The sequence below is a fragment of the Nocardioides sp. P4_G10 genome (assembly GCF_056401175.1).
Map to the genome: position 1 here is coordinate 1 of NZ_JBFUJV010000039.1, position 16,340 is coordinate 16,340.

General features: G+C 70.1%; 14 protein-coding genes. 10 read left to right on the top strand and 4 right to left on the bottom strand.

The window, feature by feature from the left end:
• Positions 1-46 precede the first annotated feature (46 nt).
• Positions 47-577 carry an NYN domain-containing protein gene (locus AC1DP1_RS22885; protein WP_477508798.1) on the top strand — a complete coding sequence of 177 codons (531 nt, stop codon included), beginning with the start codon at positions 47-49 and terminating at the stop codon, positions 575-577.
• A gap of 72 nt (positions 578-649) precedes the next feature.
• The gene (hflX, locus tag AC1DP1_RS22890) at positions 650-2,185 is read left to right on the top strand and encodes a GTPase HflX (RefSeq protein ID WP_477508799.1); all 1,536 of its coding nucleotides are present in this window, start codon (positions 650-652) and stop codon (positions 2,183-2,185) included.
• A 116-nt stretch (positions 2,186-2,301) separates the two neighbouring features.
• On the opposite strand, the gene AC1DP1_RS22895 is transcribed toward hflX, so the two are convergent.
• The gene (locus AC1DP1_RS22895; RefSeq protein WP_477508800.1) at positions 2,302-4,443 is read right to left on the bottom strand and encodes a M14 family zinc carboxypeptidase; all 2,142 of its coding nucleotides are present in this window, start codon (positions 4,441-4,443) and stop codon (positions 2,302-2,304) included.
• A 210-nt stretch (positions 4,444-4,653) separates the two neighbouring features.
• Between AC1DP1_RS22895 and secD the strand changes: the two genes are divergently transcribed.
• The 3 genes from secD (at position 4,654) to AC1DP1_RS22910 (ending at position 9,264) form a co-directional block, all read left to right on the top strand.
• Positions 4,654-6,939 (top strand): protein translocase subunit SecD, encoded by a 2,286-nt coding sequence (secD, locus tag AC1DP1_RS22900; RefSeq protein WP_477508801.1) that lies wholly within the window; start codon positions 4,654-4,656, stop codon positions 6,937-6,939.
• A gap of 134 nt (positions 6,940-7,073) precedes the next feature.
• A complete protein-coding gene (locus tag AC1DP1_RS22905; RefSeq protein ID WP_263575278.1) occupies positions 7,074-7,205 on the top strand; it encodes a hypothetical protein in 132 nt (43 codons plus the stop codon).
• 67 nt (positions 7,206-7,272) lie between these two features.
• Positions 7,273-9,264, top strand: coding sequence for an ATP-dependent DNA helicase (locus AC1DP1_RS22910; protein WP_477508802.1), 1,992 nt, complete (start codon positions 7,273-7,275; stop codon positions 9,262-9,264).
• 9 nt (positions 9,265-9,273) lie between these two features.
• Here AC1DP1_RS22910 and AC1DP1_RS22915 read toward each other — a convergent pair whose 3' ends face one another.
• From AC1DP1_RS22915 to lexA, 3 genes are read right to left on the bottom strand one after another with little or no spacing between them, the layout of a single operon-like run.
• A complete protein-coding gene (locus tag AC1DP1_RS22915) occupies positions 9,274-10,005 on the bottom strand; it encodes a sulfotransferase family 2 domain-containing protein (protein WP_477508803.1) in 732 nt (243 codons plus the stop codon).
• Between the two features lie 33 nt (positions 10,006-10,038).
• Positions 10,039-11,256, bottom strand: coding sequence for an NAD(P)/FAD-dependent oxidoreductase (locus AC1DP1_RS22920; RefSeq protein ID WP_477508804.1), 1,218 nt, complete (start codon positions 11,254-11,256; stop codon positions 10,039-10,041).
• A 47-nt stretch (positions 11,257-11,303) separates the two neighbouring features.
• Positions 11,304-12,026, bottom strand: coding sequence for a transcriptional repressor LexA (lexA, locus tag AC1DP1_RS22925; protein WP_457188743.1), 723 nt, complete (start codon positions 12,024-12,026; stop codon positions 11,304-11,306).
• A 128-nt stretch (positions 12,027-12,154) separates the two neighbouring features.
• Here lexA and AC1DP1_RS22930 point away from each other — a divergent pair, with 128 nt between their 5' ends.
• The 5 genes from AC1DP1_RS22930 to AC1DP1_RS22950 all read left to right on the top strand — a co-directional run.
• The gene (locus AC1DP1_RS22930; protein ID WP_477508805.1) at positions 12,155-12,961 is read left to right on the top strand and encodes an SDR family oxidoreductase; all 807 of its coding nucleotides are present in this window, start codon (positions 12,155-12,157) and stop codon (positions 12,959-12,961) included.
• Positions 12,962-13,149: 188 nt separating this feature from the next.
• A complete protein-coding gene (locus AC1DP1_RS22935) occupies positions 13,150-13,500 on the top strand; it encodes a LysM peptidoglycan-binding domain-containing protein (protein ID WP_191193191.1) in 351 nt (116 codons plus the stop codon).
• Positions 13,501-13,913: 413 nt separating this feature from the next.
• Entirely contained in the window at positions 13,914-14,459 is a 546-nt protein-coding gene (locus tag AC1DP1_RS22940; protein WP_477508806.1) for a hypothetical protein, read from the top strand.
• Positions 14,460-14,644: 185 nt separating this feature from the next.
• Complete coding sequence (locus AC1DP1_RS22945; protein ID WP_477508807.1) at positions 14,645-15,235, top strand: hypothetical protein; 591 nt, start codon at positions 14,645-14,647, stop codon at positions 15,233-15,235.
• Positions 15,236-15,320: 85 nt separating this feature from the next.
• A partial coding sequence (locus AC1DP1_RS22950; protein ID WP_477508808.1) for an IS30 family transposase occupies positions 15,321-16,340 on the top strand: 1,020 nt, incomplete at its 3' end.

Sequence of the window (16,340 nt, forward strand, 5' to 3'; positions counted from 1 at the left end):
GAGCCGAGCGGCCGGTCGTCGTGCCTGAGCCGAGCGGCCGGTCGTCGTGCCTGACGCACCGAGCGGCCCCGCCGTGGTCCGCACCCTTCCGCGCCGGCCCGCCGGGGKCGAGCCGGACCACGCGCGGCGCCTCGCCGTGCTCATCGACGCCCGCCGCATCTCCGCGGACGCCGCCGCCGGGCTGCTGGACCGGCTGCCCGGACGCGGCTCGATCACGGTGTGCCGCGCCTACGCCGACTGGACCTCCTCGGACCTCGGGTCGTGGGTCGAGCACCTGCGCCGCCAGGGGCTGCACTCCTTCCACCAGTTCGCCGACGACGACGAGCAGGCGCGCGTGGCGTTGGCCATCGACGCCGTCGACATCGCCCGCGAGGCCTCCGTCGACGAGGTCGTCCTGGCCGGTGACATGACCTCGATGCTCCCGCTGCTGCACCGCCTGCACGCGGCCGGCGTACGCGTCGTGGTGGTCGGTCCCGGGCACACGCCGCACGACGTACGGGCGGCGTGCGACGAGTTCGTGGACGAGGGCTCGCTCGTGGGGGAGCCCTCGGTCGCGGCCGGGCGGCACCGCGCCTGAGACCGGGCGCGCGTCAGCCCTGCGCGAAACCGTTCGCGCAGGTGAGCCCGGGCGACCTACCCTTGTCGGCATATGACGAACGCACCTGACTTCAACCTCCGTGACGCCCTCGACGCCACCCGCGCCTGGGACGACGACACGATCCAGCTCGACGACGAGCTGCTCGAGGACGCCCCCTTCGATGAGTTCGGCGAGTCCGGCTACGCCGACGACGGCGGCTACGACGACGCCGACCCCGAGGAGCTCACGGTCGGCGCCCAGGAGCTGGCCGAGCGGCACGCCCTGCGACGCGTGGCGAGCCTGCGCACCGAGCTCGAGGACATCACCGAGGTCGAGTACCGCCAGCTCCGCCTGGAGAAGGTCGTGCTCGTCGGCGTGTGGACCGGCGGCACCGTGACCGACGCCGAGAACTCGATGGCCGAGCTCGCGCTGCTCGCCGAGACCGCCGGCTCCGAGGTGCTGGAGGCCGTCTTCCAGCGCCGCCAGTCGCCCGACCCGGCGACCTTCATCGGTCGCGGCAAGGTCGAGGCGATCCGCGAGATCGTCCAGGCGACCGGCGCCGACACCGTGATCTGCGACGGCGAGCTCGCGCCCAGCCAGCTCCGCAACCTCGAGGACAAGATCAAGGTCAAGGTCGTCGACCGGACCGCGCTGATCCTCGACATCTTTGCCCAGCACGCGAAGTCCAAGGAGGGCCAGGCGCAGGTCGAGCTGGCGCAGCTGCAGTACATGAAGCAGCGCCTCCGCGGCTGGGGTGGCAACCTCTCCCGCCAGGCCGGTGGCCGTGCCGCCGGCGGTGACGGCATCGGTGGCCGCGGCCCCGGCGAGACCAAGATCGAGACCGACCGCCGCCGCATCAACACCAAGATCGCCAAGCTGCGCCGCGAGCTCAAGGAGATGCGCGGCACCCGCGACGTCAAGCGCCAGTCGCGGCGTCGCAACCACATCCCCAGCGTCGCGATCGCCGGCTACACCAACGCGGGCAAGTCCTCGCTCCTCAACCGGTTGACCGACGCGGGCGTCCTCGTGGAGGACTCCCTGTTCGCGACCCTCGACCCCACCACGCGGCGTACGACGACCAGTGACGGCCGCATCTACACGATGTCCGACACGGTCGGGTTCGTGCGCCACCTGCCCCACGGCCTGGTCGAGGCGTTCCGCTCGACGCTGGAGGAGGTCGCCGACTCCGACCTGCTCCTGCACGTCGTCGACGGGTCGCACCCCGACCCCGAGGGCCAGATCGCCGCAGTGCGCGAGGTGCTCGCCGAGATCGGTGCGGACAAGGTCCCCGAGATCATCGTGATCAACAAGGCCGACGCCGCCGACCCGATGGTGATCAGCCGGCTGCGGGCACGCGAGCCGCACAGCGTGGTCGTCAGCGCCAAGACCGGCGAGGGCATCGACGAGGCACTGCGGACCATCGAGTCCGAGCTGCCCCGGCCGCAGGTCGAGTTCGACGTGCTGCTCCCCTACGAGCGAGGAGACCTGGTCAACCGGATCCACCAGGAGGCCGAGATCGGCTCGATGGAGCACACCGGCGACGGCACGCTCGTGGTCGGTCGGGCCAACGCCGACCTCGCCGGCGAGCTCGAGGCGTACGCCCGCTGAAACGCCTGTTCAGCGATCCCCGGCTGACCGGGGATCGCTGACGTTGTCAGGCCTTGCACGGGCCGACAAGCTCAGGGATCCCCGGCTGACCGGGGATCCCTGAACAGGTCGATGGCTCAGCCCTTGACCCGCTTGCAGGCGTTGCCGACGTCGATGGTCTCGCCGCGGTCGACGACCACCTCGCGCGTCGCCAGCACGTCGCCGCGCTTGTCGGCGCAGCTCAGCAGCCAGGCCTCCTTGGTGCCGGTCGGGCTGGGCGGGGTCGGTCCCTCGAAGGTGACCGCCCCGGACCAGTCGTACTGCGCCGAGCCGCCGGCGTAGTTGTTGGCCTCGAGGGTGTACGTCCCCGGCTGCGGGTCGGGGATCCGGATCACCTCGGGGTTGGCCAGCGTGGCGCCCGAGCCGACGGGCTCGCCGTCAGGGCCGGTGAGGAAGAAGTCCCAGTCCTGGGCCTCCGGGTCGGCGGTCGCCGGCCAGTTGACGGACACCACGAGGAACCCGTTGTCCACTGCCGGCATGCCCTGCACGTCGAACGTCACGAACTCGCTGCTCCCGACCGGCGGAACGTTGGCCGGGTTGGTCAGCGTGATCGGCGCCTGCGGCGGCGCCTGGGCCTCACGGCCGTAGCGGCCCATCACGAGCGGCCGGGTCGACGGGTTGACGTCGAAGTCGAACCTGCCGCCCTTGGACGTGTAGTCGGTGCGCAGGTTGTCGGTGTAGAGCAGCGGTGCTCCGGTCGTGCCGTTGAGCTGGATGACCGGCGAGGTCTCCGACGTCACGGTCTTCGACACGCTGATCGTGTGCTTGGCCGGGGCCGTGCCGCTGATGACCGAGTGCAGGTCGCGGTCGGCAGCCGCCTGCAGCGCGAGCCAGTACGCCTCGCGGTTGCCGCCGAGCCCGGCGCCGGCAGCGGGTGCCAGGCCGAGGTACTCGCCGACCACCGCGTTCTCGTAGGCCGGGTGGAAGCCCTCGTCACCGATCTCGAAGGTGTAGCCGAAGCCACCGGTGATCCAGTAGCTCCAGTCCTCGGTCGAGCCCGACGTGTCGTAGAGCTGGTACGACGCCTGGCTGACGTAGTCGTTCTTCGACGCCATCGCGTCGCCGAGGGCCTTCAGCTCGGGCTCGTCGATCGCCAGGCCGGTGGCGGCGATGGCCGGGGGACGCAGCACCAGGTTGCTGAAGGTGTGGTTGGAGATCATCACCGTGACCGCACGCTCGGAGATGAGCTTGCGGACCGCGTCGCTCTCCGGCTCGCTGCCGGGTCCGTCGCCGCGGAAGGTGTCGCTCGACCAGACGGGGCTCGCGCCGCCGCCGCCCCAGAAGCCGGGGTAGTTGCGGTTGAGGTCGGTGCCGCGCAGGCGGCCGGCGAGGTTGTTGTCGCACGACCCGGTCGTGTACTGGGCCGGGGTGGCGGCCGAGATCGAGCAGTTCTTGCGCTTCATCTCGTAGTCGAAGGTGGAGAAGTCACCGAGCGGCGCTGCAGCGCGCGAGATCTTGAAGCCGTCGACGTTCACGACCGGCACCAGGATGACGCGCGAGCGGGACAGCAGGTCGCGCGCCCGCGCGTCCCCGGCCTTGTAGGACTGCAGGAGGTCGAAGGCGAACTCCATGGTGTGCTCGGCGCTGGGCCACTCGCGGGCGTGGTGGGCGCCCATGAGCAGGAAGGTCGGCTTGCCGTCCTTGACGTTGTCGGCGTCGACGGTGACCTCGATGCCGCGGATGTCCTCACCGAGGACGGTCTTGTTGGGCAGCGTCAGCGGGCGGGTCATGGACGGGTAGTCGCGAGCGAGCTTGTCCATGTCGCTGAGGTAGTCGGCGTAGGTGCGGTAGGACGTCCGGCCGCTGGGCAGCCCCGACGCGGCCACCGAGGCGGCGTACACCTTGTCGGCCTTGCGGTTCTTCTTCGTCAGCGCCTCGAGGTCCTTGACGGTGACCCGCCAGGTGAAGCCCGCGTCGCGCAGGGTCTGGGCGTCCTGCGCGTCGTGGAGGACGACCTCGATGCCGCGCTGGTTGGCGTGCTCGGTCACGTCGAGACCGAGGCCGATCACCTCGTTGCGGTCGTCGACCGTTGGTGCCTTCACCATGACGATCTGGGTCGCGTCGCTGTCAGCGGTGCGGGCCAGGTCGCGTGGTGCGTCGTCGCGCCCGGCGCTGCCCGTGGCGCCCGCCGCGGTGGCGGCGAGTCCTGCGGCGACGAGGGCGGTGACGGTGGCCAGCCTGGTGGCGCCGGCGCGTGGAAGTGGAATGCGTGGTGACATGTGTGCTCCCGGAAGGTTGTCCCGCGAGGGGGGATCGCGAGTGTGATCCACACAACACTGCGGGCTGCTGCCGTGTCGATACCCATGACGGCGTACAGTCACTCGCGTTTTGTGTCACGGAACCTTCCGGAACCTTCCGCTGCGGCCACCCGTTGACCCGTCCGTGCCCGGATTCGGGCGTTCGAAGTCTTGTCATGGAGGATGTCGCGCATGTCACGTGGTGTCTGGGTCCGCTTCTTCCTCGTCGTCGGACTCCTGGTCGGGTGTCTGGCGCTCGCCGTCAACGTCAAGCCCAACCTCGGACTCGACCTCCGCGGTGGAGCGCAGTTCATCTTCGAGGCGGAGGGCACCGAGCAGACCCCCGCCAGCGCGGAGAACGTCGACAAGACCCTCGAGGTGCTCCGCGGCCGCGTCGACGCCCTCGGTGTCGCCGAGTCCACGCTGGCCCGCCAGGGCGAGAACCGGATCCTCGTCGAGCTGCCCGGCGTCACCAACGACGAGGAGGCCCAGCAGGCCGAGGAGCGCATCGGCAGCACCGCCAAGCTGACCATCCACGAGGTGATCGGCACCGCCCAGCCGGACGCCAAGCCCGCCAAGAAGGACAACCAGGTCCTGCCGTCCGACCAGGGCGACACGATCGAGGTCGGCCCCACGGTCATCCAGGGCGAGGAGATCAGCGGCGCGAGCGCTGTTCAGCGCGACCAGAGCGTCGAGTGGGTCGTGTCGATCGACTTCAACGGCGCCGGCGGGAAGACCTGGGCCGACATCACCGGCAAGGCCGCCTGCAACCCGTCCGGCGACCCCAAGCGCCGCATCGCGATCGTCCTCGACGGCGAGGTCATCTCCTCGCCCGAGGTCAACGAGACGGTGGGCTGTGACGTCGGCATCCGCGGCGGCTCCACCGACATCACCGGCAACTTCACCACGACAGAGGCCAAGGACCTGGCCGCGCTGATCGAGGGCGGCGCGCTGCCGCTCGAGCTGAAGGCGATCTCGGACCGCCTCGTCGGCCCCTCGCTGGGTGCCGCGGCCATCGACGCGTCGATCGAGGCCGGCATCATCGGCATCGCGCTGACCGGCCTCTTCATCATCTTCGTCTACCGCCTCGTCGGCTTCGCCGCCACGCTCGCGCTGGCGTCGTACGCCCTGCTCGCCTACGCCATGCTGGTCGGGCTCGGCTCGACGCTGACGCTGCCCGGACTCGCGGGATTCGTGCTCGCGATCGGCATGGCGATCGACGCGAACGTGCTCGTCTTCGAGAGAGCGAGGGAGGAGTACGTCGCCTACCCATCCGCTGGACTCAGACGCGCCCTGTCGGTCGGCTTCAACAAGGCGTGGAGCGCGATCATCGACTCCAACGTCACCACCCTGCTCGCCGCCGGCCTGCTGTTCTTCCTCGGCTCCGGGCCGATCAAGGGCTTCGGTGTCACGCTGTCGATCGGTGTCATCGCCTCGATGGTCTCGGCGCTGATCGTCGCCCGTGTGCTGTGCGACCTCGCCGTGTCCAACAAGCCGGTCGCGCGCCGTCCCGCCATCAGCGGCCTGAGCCACCACGGCAAGGTGCGCCTCTGGCTGGACCGCAAGGACCCGCAGCTGATGAAGCGTCGCAGGACCTGGCTGGGCATCTCGGCCGCGGCGCTCGTCGTCGCCATCGCCGGCATCGCCACCCAGGGCCTCCAGCTCGGTGTCGAGTTCACCGGTGGCCGCCAGCTCGACTACTCGCTCAGCAAGGACATCTCGGTCGACCAGGCGCGCGAGGCCGTCGCCGCCGCCGGCTTCCCCGAGGCCGTCGTGCAGACCGCCGACACCGCCGACTTCACCGTCCGCACCGGCGAGATCTCCAACGACGAGGAGCAGCAGATCGAGCAGGAGCTCGCGGCCGTCGGTGGCACCGTCGACAAGGTCGACGACCAGACGATCGGCGCCTCGCTCGGTGACCAGCTGCGCAACAACGCGCTCATCGCCTTCGGTGTCGCGTTCCTGGCCCAGCTGCTCTACCTCGCCATCCGCTTCAAGTGGACCTTCGGTGTCGCCGCCGTGCTGGCGATGGCGCACGACGTGATCCTGGTCGTCGGTCTCTTCGCGTGGCTGCAGAAGCCGATCGACGGCATCTTCCTGGCAGCGGCGATGACGATCGTCGGTCTGTCGGTCAACGACACCGTCGTCGTCTTCGACCGCATCCGCGAACGCTGGTGGGGCTCGAAGCCCGACGAGGACTTCATGGAGGTCTCCAACCGGGCGGCCGTCGAGACCATCCCGCGCACGGTCAACACCGGCCTCGGCTCGATGTTCATCCTGGCCGCACTCGTCGTCCTCGGCGGCGACTCGCTCCAGGACTTCGCGATCGCGCTGCTCGTCGGCCTCGTGGTCGGCACGTTCTCCTCGGTCGTGGTCGCCACCCCGCTCCTCACCTACTTCCACCAGAAGTGGCCGATGAGCCGGGTGAAGAAGGAGAAGGTCGAGCGGACGCCCGAGGACTCCGGCGCGGTCGTCTGACCCGTCTGCCCGGCTGTCCGTGTCGAAGTCCCCGCTCGTGCGGGGACTTCGTCGCGTGCAGGAGGTTGCAACCCCCTCCAGGTGTCGGACTTCGCCTCCAGGTACGCGTTGTCGGTGCCGCGTAGGATCGGCGCATGTTGTGGATCCTGCTGATCGTCGTCCTGGGCGTGGTCGCCTACCGCTACCGGGTCAAGATCCTCGCCCGCGTGCTCGGCCAGCCCGAGCGCCGCATCGAGCGCCAGATCGGCCGCAAGAAGAACTACTGACCGACTTCTGACGGCCGCTGTGGACGGCGTACGACGGAGCGTCGGCGCCGCCGCGTAGGGTGCTCTGGTGCCCGAGACCGCCACTGCCCCCGCGCCCGTCAGCGAGGTGCTGAGCACGGCGGTCGCCGCCCTCGGCGGGCAGCAGCGCGACGGCCAGGTGGAGATGGCGACCGAGGTCGCCGGGGCGATGCAGGAGGGCCGCCACCTCCTCGTGCAGGCCGGCACCGGCACCGGCAAGTCGCTGGGCTACCTCGTCCCGGCGATGCTCCACGACAAGCGCGTCGTCGTCGCCACCGCGACCCTCGCCCTGCAGCACCAGCTCGTCGAGCGCGACCTGCCCAGGCTGGTCGAGGCGGTCAAGGACGTGCCCGGCCTCGACACTTCGTACGCCGTCCTCAAGGGCCGCTCCAACTACGCCTGCCTCCACCGGATCCGCGCCGGCGTCCCCGACGACCAGGGCACGCTCGTCGACGTTCCTCTCGGGGCGATGGCCGAGAAGGTCCTCGAGCTGCGGGCGTGGGCCGAGGAGGAGACCGAGCAGGGCGGAAGCGGTGAGCGCGACAACGCCCCGCGCCACACCGACCGGGAGTGGCGGCAGGTCTCGGTCAACCACCGCGAGTGCCTCGGTGCCAGCAAGTGCCCCTTCGGGGCGGAGTGCTTCGCCGAGCTCGCGCGCGAGAAGGCGCACCGCAGCCACCTGATCGTCACCAACCACTCCCTCCTCGCGATCGACGCGATCGAGGACGTGCCGATGATCCCCGACTACGACACGGTCGTCATCGACGAGGCCCACGAGCTGACCGCGCGCGTCACCCAGGCGGCGACCGACGAGCTCGGGGTGTCCGACATCGAGCGGGCCGCTCGCCGCGCCATGCGCTGGACCGACGGTGACGGCGACCCGGCCGGCGACCTCGAGGACGCCGCGCAGCAGCTCGCCGAGGCGATCGAGGCGACACCTCCCGGCCGCATCGACCAGGTGTCGGTCCAGCTCTCCGACGCCCTCGTGCTCGTGCGCGACGCGGCGCGCGGGTGCCTGTCGGCGTTCCCGCGCGAGTCCGGGGGCGAGGGAGAGGCCGACGCCGGCCGCACCCAGGCCAAGGGCATGGTGCAGGAGGTCTTCGTCAACGCCGAGCGGATGGCGGCCGGCTCCCAGGCCGACGTGCTGTGGCTGGGCGAGGCCCGCGACCGCTTCCCGGCCCGCCTCCACGTCGCGCCCCTGCAGGTGTGGGGCCCGATGCGCGACAAGCTGCTCACCGACAAGACCGTCGTCTTCACCAGCGCGACGCTGATGCTCGGCGGCGAGTTCGGCGCCGTCGCCACCTCGCTCGGCCTCAAGCCCACCGAGCGGGTCGGCCACCATGTCGCCACCACCGACGCCGACGACGCGCTGCCGTGGAAGGGCATCGACGTCGGCTCGCCCTTCGACTACGGCCAGCAGTCGATCCTCTACGTCGCCCGCCACCTGCCGCAGCCCGGCCGCGACGGCCTCGGCCCCGCGCAGCTCGACGAGATCTGCGACCTCGTCGATTCCCTCGACGGCCGCACGCTCGGTCTGTTCTCGTCCCGGCGCGCTGCGGAGACCGCGGCCGAGGCCGTGCGGACGCGCCTGCCCCACCTGACCACGCTCGCGCAGGGCGACGCCCAGCTGCCCGAGCTCGCCAAGCAGTTCGTCGAGGACCCCCACACCTGTCTCTTCGGCACCCTCTCGCTGTGGCAGGGCCTCGACGTCCCGGGCGACACCTGCCAGCTGGTGATCATCGACCGGATCCCGTTCCCGCGGCCCGACGACCCGCTCATGTCCGCACGTCAGCGGGCCGCCGACCAGGCGGGCGGCAACGGCTTCATGCAGGTCGCCGCCACCCACGCCGCGCTCCTGCTCGCGCAGGGTGCGGGCCGCCTCATCCGAACGACCTCCGACCGCGGCATCGTCGCCGTGCTCGACCCGCGTCTCGAGACCGCGCGCTACGGCCGCTTCCTCAAGGCGTCACTCCCGCCGATGTGGTCGACCACCGACCCGGCGCTCGTCCGCCAGGCGCTCAAGCGCCTGGGGCAGTCCTAGCCGGTCGACTCAGGCCGGCGGCTCGTAGCCGAAGACCTGGTAGTCGCGTCGGTACATCGTGGCCACCAGCTCCCGGAGCTCGTCGGAGGCCTGCCGGTCGCGGCCGCCCGGGGCCGTCTGGTTCTTCGGCGCTGAGGGCACGGCGGGCGCGCCGATGCGCTCGCACACCTCGGCGAAGTCGCGGTCGAACGTCTCCAGCCGGCCGACGAAGTCGACCCGGTTGAGGTCGATCATCCGGCTCTGCAGGGTCAGGTGCTGGTCGGTGCCCGGCACTGCTGACAGGTCCTGCGCGGCGGTCCAGCGGGCGAACTCCTCGACCACCTGCATCTGCTCGTGGGTGGCGGGGTCGAAGTCGTAGTAGTTGTTGTCGACGACCTTGTCGTGCCACGCGGAGACGAAGCGGTCCAGCGGGTCGCGCGCGAAGGCGAAGGTGAAGTAGTCGGCGAAGCTGGCCAAGGGATAGCGGACCCGCATCGCGTGGTCGACGTCCATGCTCACGCCGTGCGTCTCGCAGTGGTGGCGGATGGTGCGCGTCGCGACCTTGGCCACGCGGTACCAGACGAACCGGTGGCTGTGGCTGATCGTGAGGTTGTACGCCAACGGGCTGAGCCACGCGGACGCCTCGCCTGCAGCGGCCAGACGGTCGACCTCGGCCAGTGCGTCCGGGGTCAGCCGGCGCCGGTTGCCCGGACGGGTGCGGAAGAGCTCCGGTGAGGGAGCGTCGGGGCCGGCGGCAGACATCGCCGCGAGGCTACACGGACCGCGCCCTCCCACTCACCCGAACGGGATGCGCCCCCGCAACGACTCCGGGTCGGGCACGGGGGTCTCGGTGGTCTCCTCGATCAGCGCGCGGGCCTTGTCGACGCTGTCCCACACGTTCCACAGCAGCACGCCGCGGACCTGCCCCGACTTCAGGTAGTAGACGACGCCGGTGCCGACCTCGCCGTCCTTCCAGTCCTCCACCATGTCGAGCCGGCTGCTGGTCTCGCCGATCGCCTCGAAGCCGTAGTCGAGGATGTCGGACCAGAAGAAGGGCGTGTAGTCGTACGTCTCGTCGGCGCCGGCCATCACCTTGCCGGCGTGCTCGCCGGACTTCTCGGCGTGGTCGACGTGCTCGACGCGACGGCGCCCGAGGAGGGCGTCGGGGTACGACGCGACGTCGCCCGCGGCGTACACGTCCGCGTCGCTGGTGCGCAGTTGCTCGTCCACCACGACGCCGTTGTCGACCTCGAGGCCGGCGGCCTCGGCGAGCCCGGTGCGCGGGAGGACGCCGACGCCGATGACGGCTGCGTCGGCGGTGATGGAGGTGCCGTCGCCGAGGCGGATCCGGACGCCGCCGTCGTCCTCCTCGCCACCCTCGACCGAGCCGTGCACGATGGTCACGCCGCGGTCGGCGAAGGCCTTGGTCAGGGTGGCGGCGAGGGCGTGGGGGAACATCTGCTCCTGCACGTCCTCGAGGTCGAGCACGAGGGTGACCTGGACGCCGTTCTGCACGAGGGCGGAGGTGATCTCCGAGCCGATGTAGCCGCCGCCGATGACGGCAACGTGGCTGCCCTCGGTCGCGACGGCGCGCAGCCGCTGGTAGTCGGCGGCGGTGCGGTAGTAGATGATCCGCGGGCCCGGGTCGACGGAGAGCACGCGAGGCTCGGCGCCGGTGGCGAGCAGCAGCTTGCCGTAGCCGACCGTGCTGCCGTCGGCGAGGCGTACGACGTGGGCGCCGGGGTCGATCGCGGTCACCGTGGTGTCGGTGACCAGGTCGACGGCGTCGTCCTCGTCGAGGTCGCCGGCGAGCGAGGACCCCTCGAGGGTCTCGTCGTCCTTGAGCCAGAGGTCCTTGGTCAGCACGGGCCGGTAGACCGGCTTGTCGGGCTCGGAGCCGAGGACGGCGATGCGGCCGGCCTCGTCCTGCGAACGGATGCCCTTCACGGCGCTCGCCGCAGCGACCCCCGCACCGACGATGACGTAGTCATAGGACTGCTCGACGTTGCTCATGCCGCCATCGTGCACCCTCGCTGGTCGGGGTGTCTGTCGCCGCTCGATCAGAGGCTGCGGAGCACCGCCGTCACGACGCCGAGGATCGTCGCGTTGTCGCCCGGGATCGGGTCGTAGGCGTCGTTGTGGGGGAGCAGCCACACGTGGCCGTCCTTGCGCTGGAACGTCTTGACCGTCGCCTCGCCCTCGATCATCGCCGCGACGATCTGGCCGTTGGTGGCGGTCTGCTCCTGACGGATGACGACGTAGTCGCCGTTGCAGATGGCCGCGTCGACCATCGAGTCACCGGAGACCTCGAGGAGGAAGAGGGTGCCCTCGCCGACGAGCTGCTTGGGCAGCGGGAACACGTCGGTGACCTGCTCCTCGGCGAGGATCGGGCCCCCGGCGGCGATGCGGCCGACGACCGGGACGTTGGTGGCGACGGGGTTGGCGTCGCCGATGCCGGTCTCGTCGTAGGACGGCTCCTCTGAGCTCGACATGCTGCGCCGCGCAGCCATCACCTCGGGCAGGAACACCTCGAGGGCGCGGGGACGGTTGGGGTCGCGCTTGAGGAAGCCCTTGCCCTCGAGCACGCGGAGCTGGTGGGCGACGCTGGACGACGAGGTGAGGCCGACGGCCTGGCCGATCTCACGCATCGAGGGCGGGTAGCCCTTGGTCTCGATCGAGTCCTTGATCGTGGCGAGCACCCGCTGCTGGCGCGGGGTCAGACCGGTGGCGTCCGGGGGGCCGTCGGGCATCTCGATGACGTTCTTGTCGTCCTGCTTGGCCATGCGTCCTCCACTAGCGTCGACCCCTCCGTCCGCGGCTGGACAGGGAGGATCAGGTGCGCCCACCGTAGACCTCGGGACGCCGCAGGATCAAACACCTGTTCGAAGCCGCGTGTCGCTAGTGTCCGGGCATGTCGACCAGCCAGCTGACCGGCCCGCCGTCCTCCTGCGTCGTGACGGGTGGGGCCCGTGGGATCGGGCGCGGGATCGCCGAGCTCCTGGTCGCTCACGGGCACCACGTCGTCATCGGCGACGTCGACGGCTGGGCGGCGGCCGCGACGGCGGCGGAGATCGGCGCCGTCGCCGGCCTCACCCAGGACGTACGCGACCCTGACGCCCACCGCCTCGTGGCAGAGGAGGCCGCGCGACACGGCGTGCTGACCGCGTGGTTCAACAACGCCGGGGTCGGTGACGACGGCTCCCTCGTCGACCTGTCGGAGGAACAGGTGCGCCGGCTGGTCGAGGTCAACCTGCTCGGTACGACGTGGGGCACCCGCGCGGCGCTCGCGGCGTTCGGCGCCGCCGGCGGGGACGTCGTCAACATCGCCTCGCTCGCCGGCCTCGGGCCGGTTCCGGGCTACAGCATGTACGCCGCCACGAAGGCCGCCGTCGTCTCCCTCTCCACCTCCGTCAACGCCGAGGCGCCGCGCGGGGTGCGGGTGCACGCCCTGTGCCCCGACGGGGTCGACACGGCGATGCTCGCCGCCCAGGACCCGTCGGGCCTCGGCTCGCAGCTGGTGCACTCGGGTGGCCCGATCCTCGACGCCTCCGACGTCGCGGCCGCGGCTGTCGCGCTTGTGGGATCGCGACGCGTCGTGCGGGCGGTGCCGGGCTGGCGCGGGGGAGTCGTCCGCGGCTCGGCGCTCGCGCCAGGGCTGATGCAGCACGCGGCCGGGCTCTTCGCGGCCCAGGGGCGACGGGCGATGAGGCGCCGCTGAGGTCCGTTCGAACACGCCGAACATTTGTTCGACAAGGTGCTTGAGTTGTTCGAACACGTGCTCTAACGTCGTACACACGTTCGATCGAACGTCTGATCGACACCCGGTGGTCACAGCCACTGTCGGTGGGTCCGACTAGACATTCGCTCGACAGAAAACGACCGGCTGATCTTCCCCAGGAGGCCACCATGAGCACCCTCAGCCTTGCACCCGCTTTCACCGCCATCCCGCGTGCCCGCTCGACGGTTCGTCTGACCCGTCGCGGCCGGCTGGCGGTCTTCCTGACGTCGCTGTTCCTCGTCCTCGGCGTGGCGTTCATGCTCGCCGGCGGCGCGGTCGGCACCGGCGAGGCCGGCCAGCCGGCCCCCACCGAGATCGTCCAGGTCGCGCCGGGCGACACCCTGTGGGGGATCGCCAGCGAGATCGCCACCGACGGCGACGTCCGCTCGATGATGAGCGAGATCGAGCGGCTCAACGCCCTCGAGTCCGCCGGCCTCGCGGCCGGCCAGAAGCTCCGCGTCCCAGTCGTCTCCGACTGACGCAGAGGCCTCCATCAGCCGCTTCGACCCCGGCTGGTGGAACCAAGGGGAAGACCGAGGGGCGGGCCCAGTGGCCCGCCCCTCGGCGCATTTCGGACCACCTCGTCGATCGAGGAGGTCGCGCAGCGACCGTCACGAGATCCAGGTGCCTGGTGTGGTCGTCGGGGTGGCGCTCGGGAGGGTGGCGGCACATCGCACGCTCGTGCGCTGCCGCTCGCCGGGGTGGCGGCACATCGCACCGGCGGCGATTGGATTCATGCCATCTGCCGCCACCATCCGCCGCCCAGCTCGTGTGGTGGCGGCACATCGCACCGGCGGCGATTGGATTCATGCCATCTGCCGCCACCATCGGCCGTTCTCCACAGTTTTGCCTTCGGGCTGGTTCCGCGGTCGCCCGGATGGGTAGTTTCAGCGTGCTGACGTTGTTCTCGGGAAGGCACTTCATGCACGTACGCCGCGCACTCGCGCTGACCCTCGCGGTCCCTGTCCTGCTGGCCGGGTGCTCCGACGACCCCGAGCCGGACCCGAAGATCCCGGAGACCACGAGCTCGTCGCCGACGCCGACTCCCACCGAGTCAGAGACGCCGGAGGCGGAGAGTCCGGAGGACTTCATCCGGCGCTGGCAGGCCACTGGCGACGAGATGCAGCAAACTGGCGAATCGGCCGACTATCTGGACATCTCGCCGAACTGTGCAGCGTGCAAGAGTCTCGCGAAGAATGTTGACGACATCTACGGAGATGGTGGGCGCATCGAGTTCGCTGGTGCGAACGTCGTGAAGCTCGAGGAGTCGGGGTCCAAGCCGCCGACCTACGACGTGGGGCTTCGGCTGCCCGAAACGCGCATTTACAGGCAATCGTCTGGACAGCCCGAGACCCTGCCTCCCGGAAAGATGACCATCCGAGTGACCCTGAAGGAGACTCCCGGGGGCTGGACAGTCACTCACTACGGGGTTCTCTGATGGCACTTGCGTGCCGCATCGTCGCGATGCTGGCATGCATAGCGAGCGGACTGGTGCTGATCGGCGCATCGCCGGCAGCCGCAGAAGGCTGCATTAGGGCCGGCCTGCAAGGGGTCAATGCTCAGTGCCAATGGTCCTATTCGGACTACCAGAGCTCTTCCGGCTCTGGCGATGGCCACACCTGGGTGGTCTCCATCCAGTGCGGCAACGGCGGCATCTGCGTGGAGCACGTCGAGTGCACCGAGGGCGGCCAGGAGGGCTACGTCCACGACGTCTACATGGACGGGACTGACGTGGGCGACGTCTGCGTGCCGCAGGACGCAGTCCAGCAGGTCGACCTGGCAAAGCTGATCATCCGGCAGTTCAAGCGGATCGCCTGGCCGTCGTCCAAGCTGGTCGTGCAGCCACGCGGTGGGCGCACCCTGGTGAACTTCGAGACCAACTTCTACACACCCGACCACCGGTCGATCGACCAGTCCGTGACCGTCGCCGGCCAGTCGGTGGTGATCCGAGCCGTCCCCGTCTCGTACGCCTACCTGTTCGGCGACGGCGACAGCACGACGACCGCCAGCCCCGGCAGCCCCCACCCTGACCTCGAGATCACCCACGCATACGCGCGCACCGGTGGCGTCGTCGTACGGGTCGACACGACGTATGCGGGTGAGTACCGGATCGGGCAGGGGGAGTGGACGTCGATCCCGGACACCCTGACGGTCGAGGGTGCCGGGCAGGACCTCGAGATCGTCGAGGCGCTCCCGCAGCTGGTGCTCGAGTAACCGGGGCGACAACGCGGAGCGCCAACGTCACCAGGTGACCTTGGCGTCAGGGGATTGTTGCAACGCCTGATGTTTGGAGGGTGTTGTGGCTGGACTGAAGTTGGCTGAGTCGCGTCGGTTGGAGGTGATCGGGCTGCTGCGTTCGGGGCTGAACCCGATGCAGGCTGCCCGGGTCAGCGGCGTGTCGAAGTCCCACATCTACGACCTGCATCAGAGCCTCGGTGGYGTGTATCGACCACAGAGTATTGAGTACAGCGGCCGCTACCTGGACCGCGATGAACGCTACGAGCTCGCGCGGCTGCTCGAGTCCGGATGCTCCCAGCGCGAGGCTGCCCGACGGATGGGCCGGTCGCCTTCAACGATCTGCCGCGAGCTGGCCCGTAACCGCGACCCACGCACCGGCGGGTACCAACCCGAGCGGGCCCACAYGATGGCCTGGCAGCGGCAACGCCGCCCCAAGGTCTCGAAGATCGGATGCAACCCGATGCTGCGCGCGGTGGTGCAGCAGATGCTGGGCCAGCGGCTCTCACCCGACCAGATCGCGGGGCGGCTGAGGCTGCTGCACCCGGACAATGACCGCATGCAGGTCAGCCACGAGTCGATCTATCGCAGCATCTACATCTATCCCCGCGGCGAGATGGCCCGTGAGCTCAAAGCCACCCTGCGCAGCGGCCGCACGGTGCGCCGGCCCCGCGGACGCCGCAAGAACGGCAGCCGCATCGTGGGTGCGGTCAGCATCACCGAACGGCCCGAGGAGGTCGAGGGTCGCCTCGTGCCCGGACACCACGAAGGCGACCTGATCATCGGCGCCAAGGGCTCTAACTCCGCGGTCGCGACCATCGTCGAACGAGTCAGCGGCTACGTCGTCTTGGGCCACATCGCCCACGGCCGCAAGAGCGAGGACGTCATTGACGCCGTCGCGTTGGCGATGAGTCGCTACCCGGCCGAATTGACCAAGACCCTGACCTGGGACCGCGGCATCGAGATGGCCAACCACGCCCACCTCACCGCCCGTACCGGCATCGACGTCTACTTCGCCGACCCCTACAAGCCCTGGCAGCGCGGCAGCAACGAGAACATCAACGGGCTCTTGCGCGAGTACCTC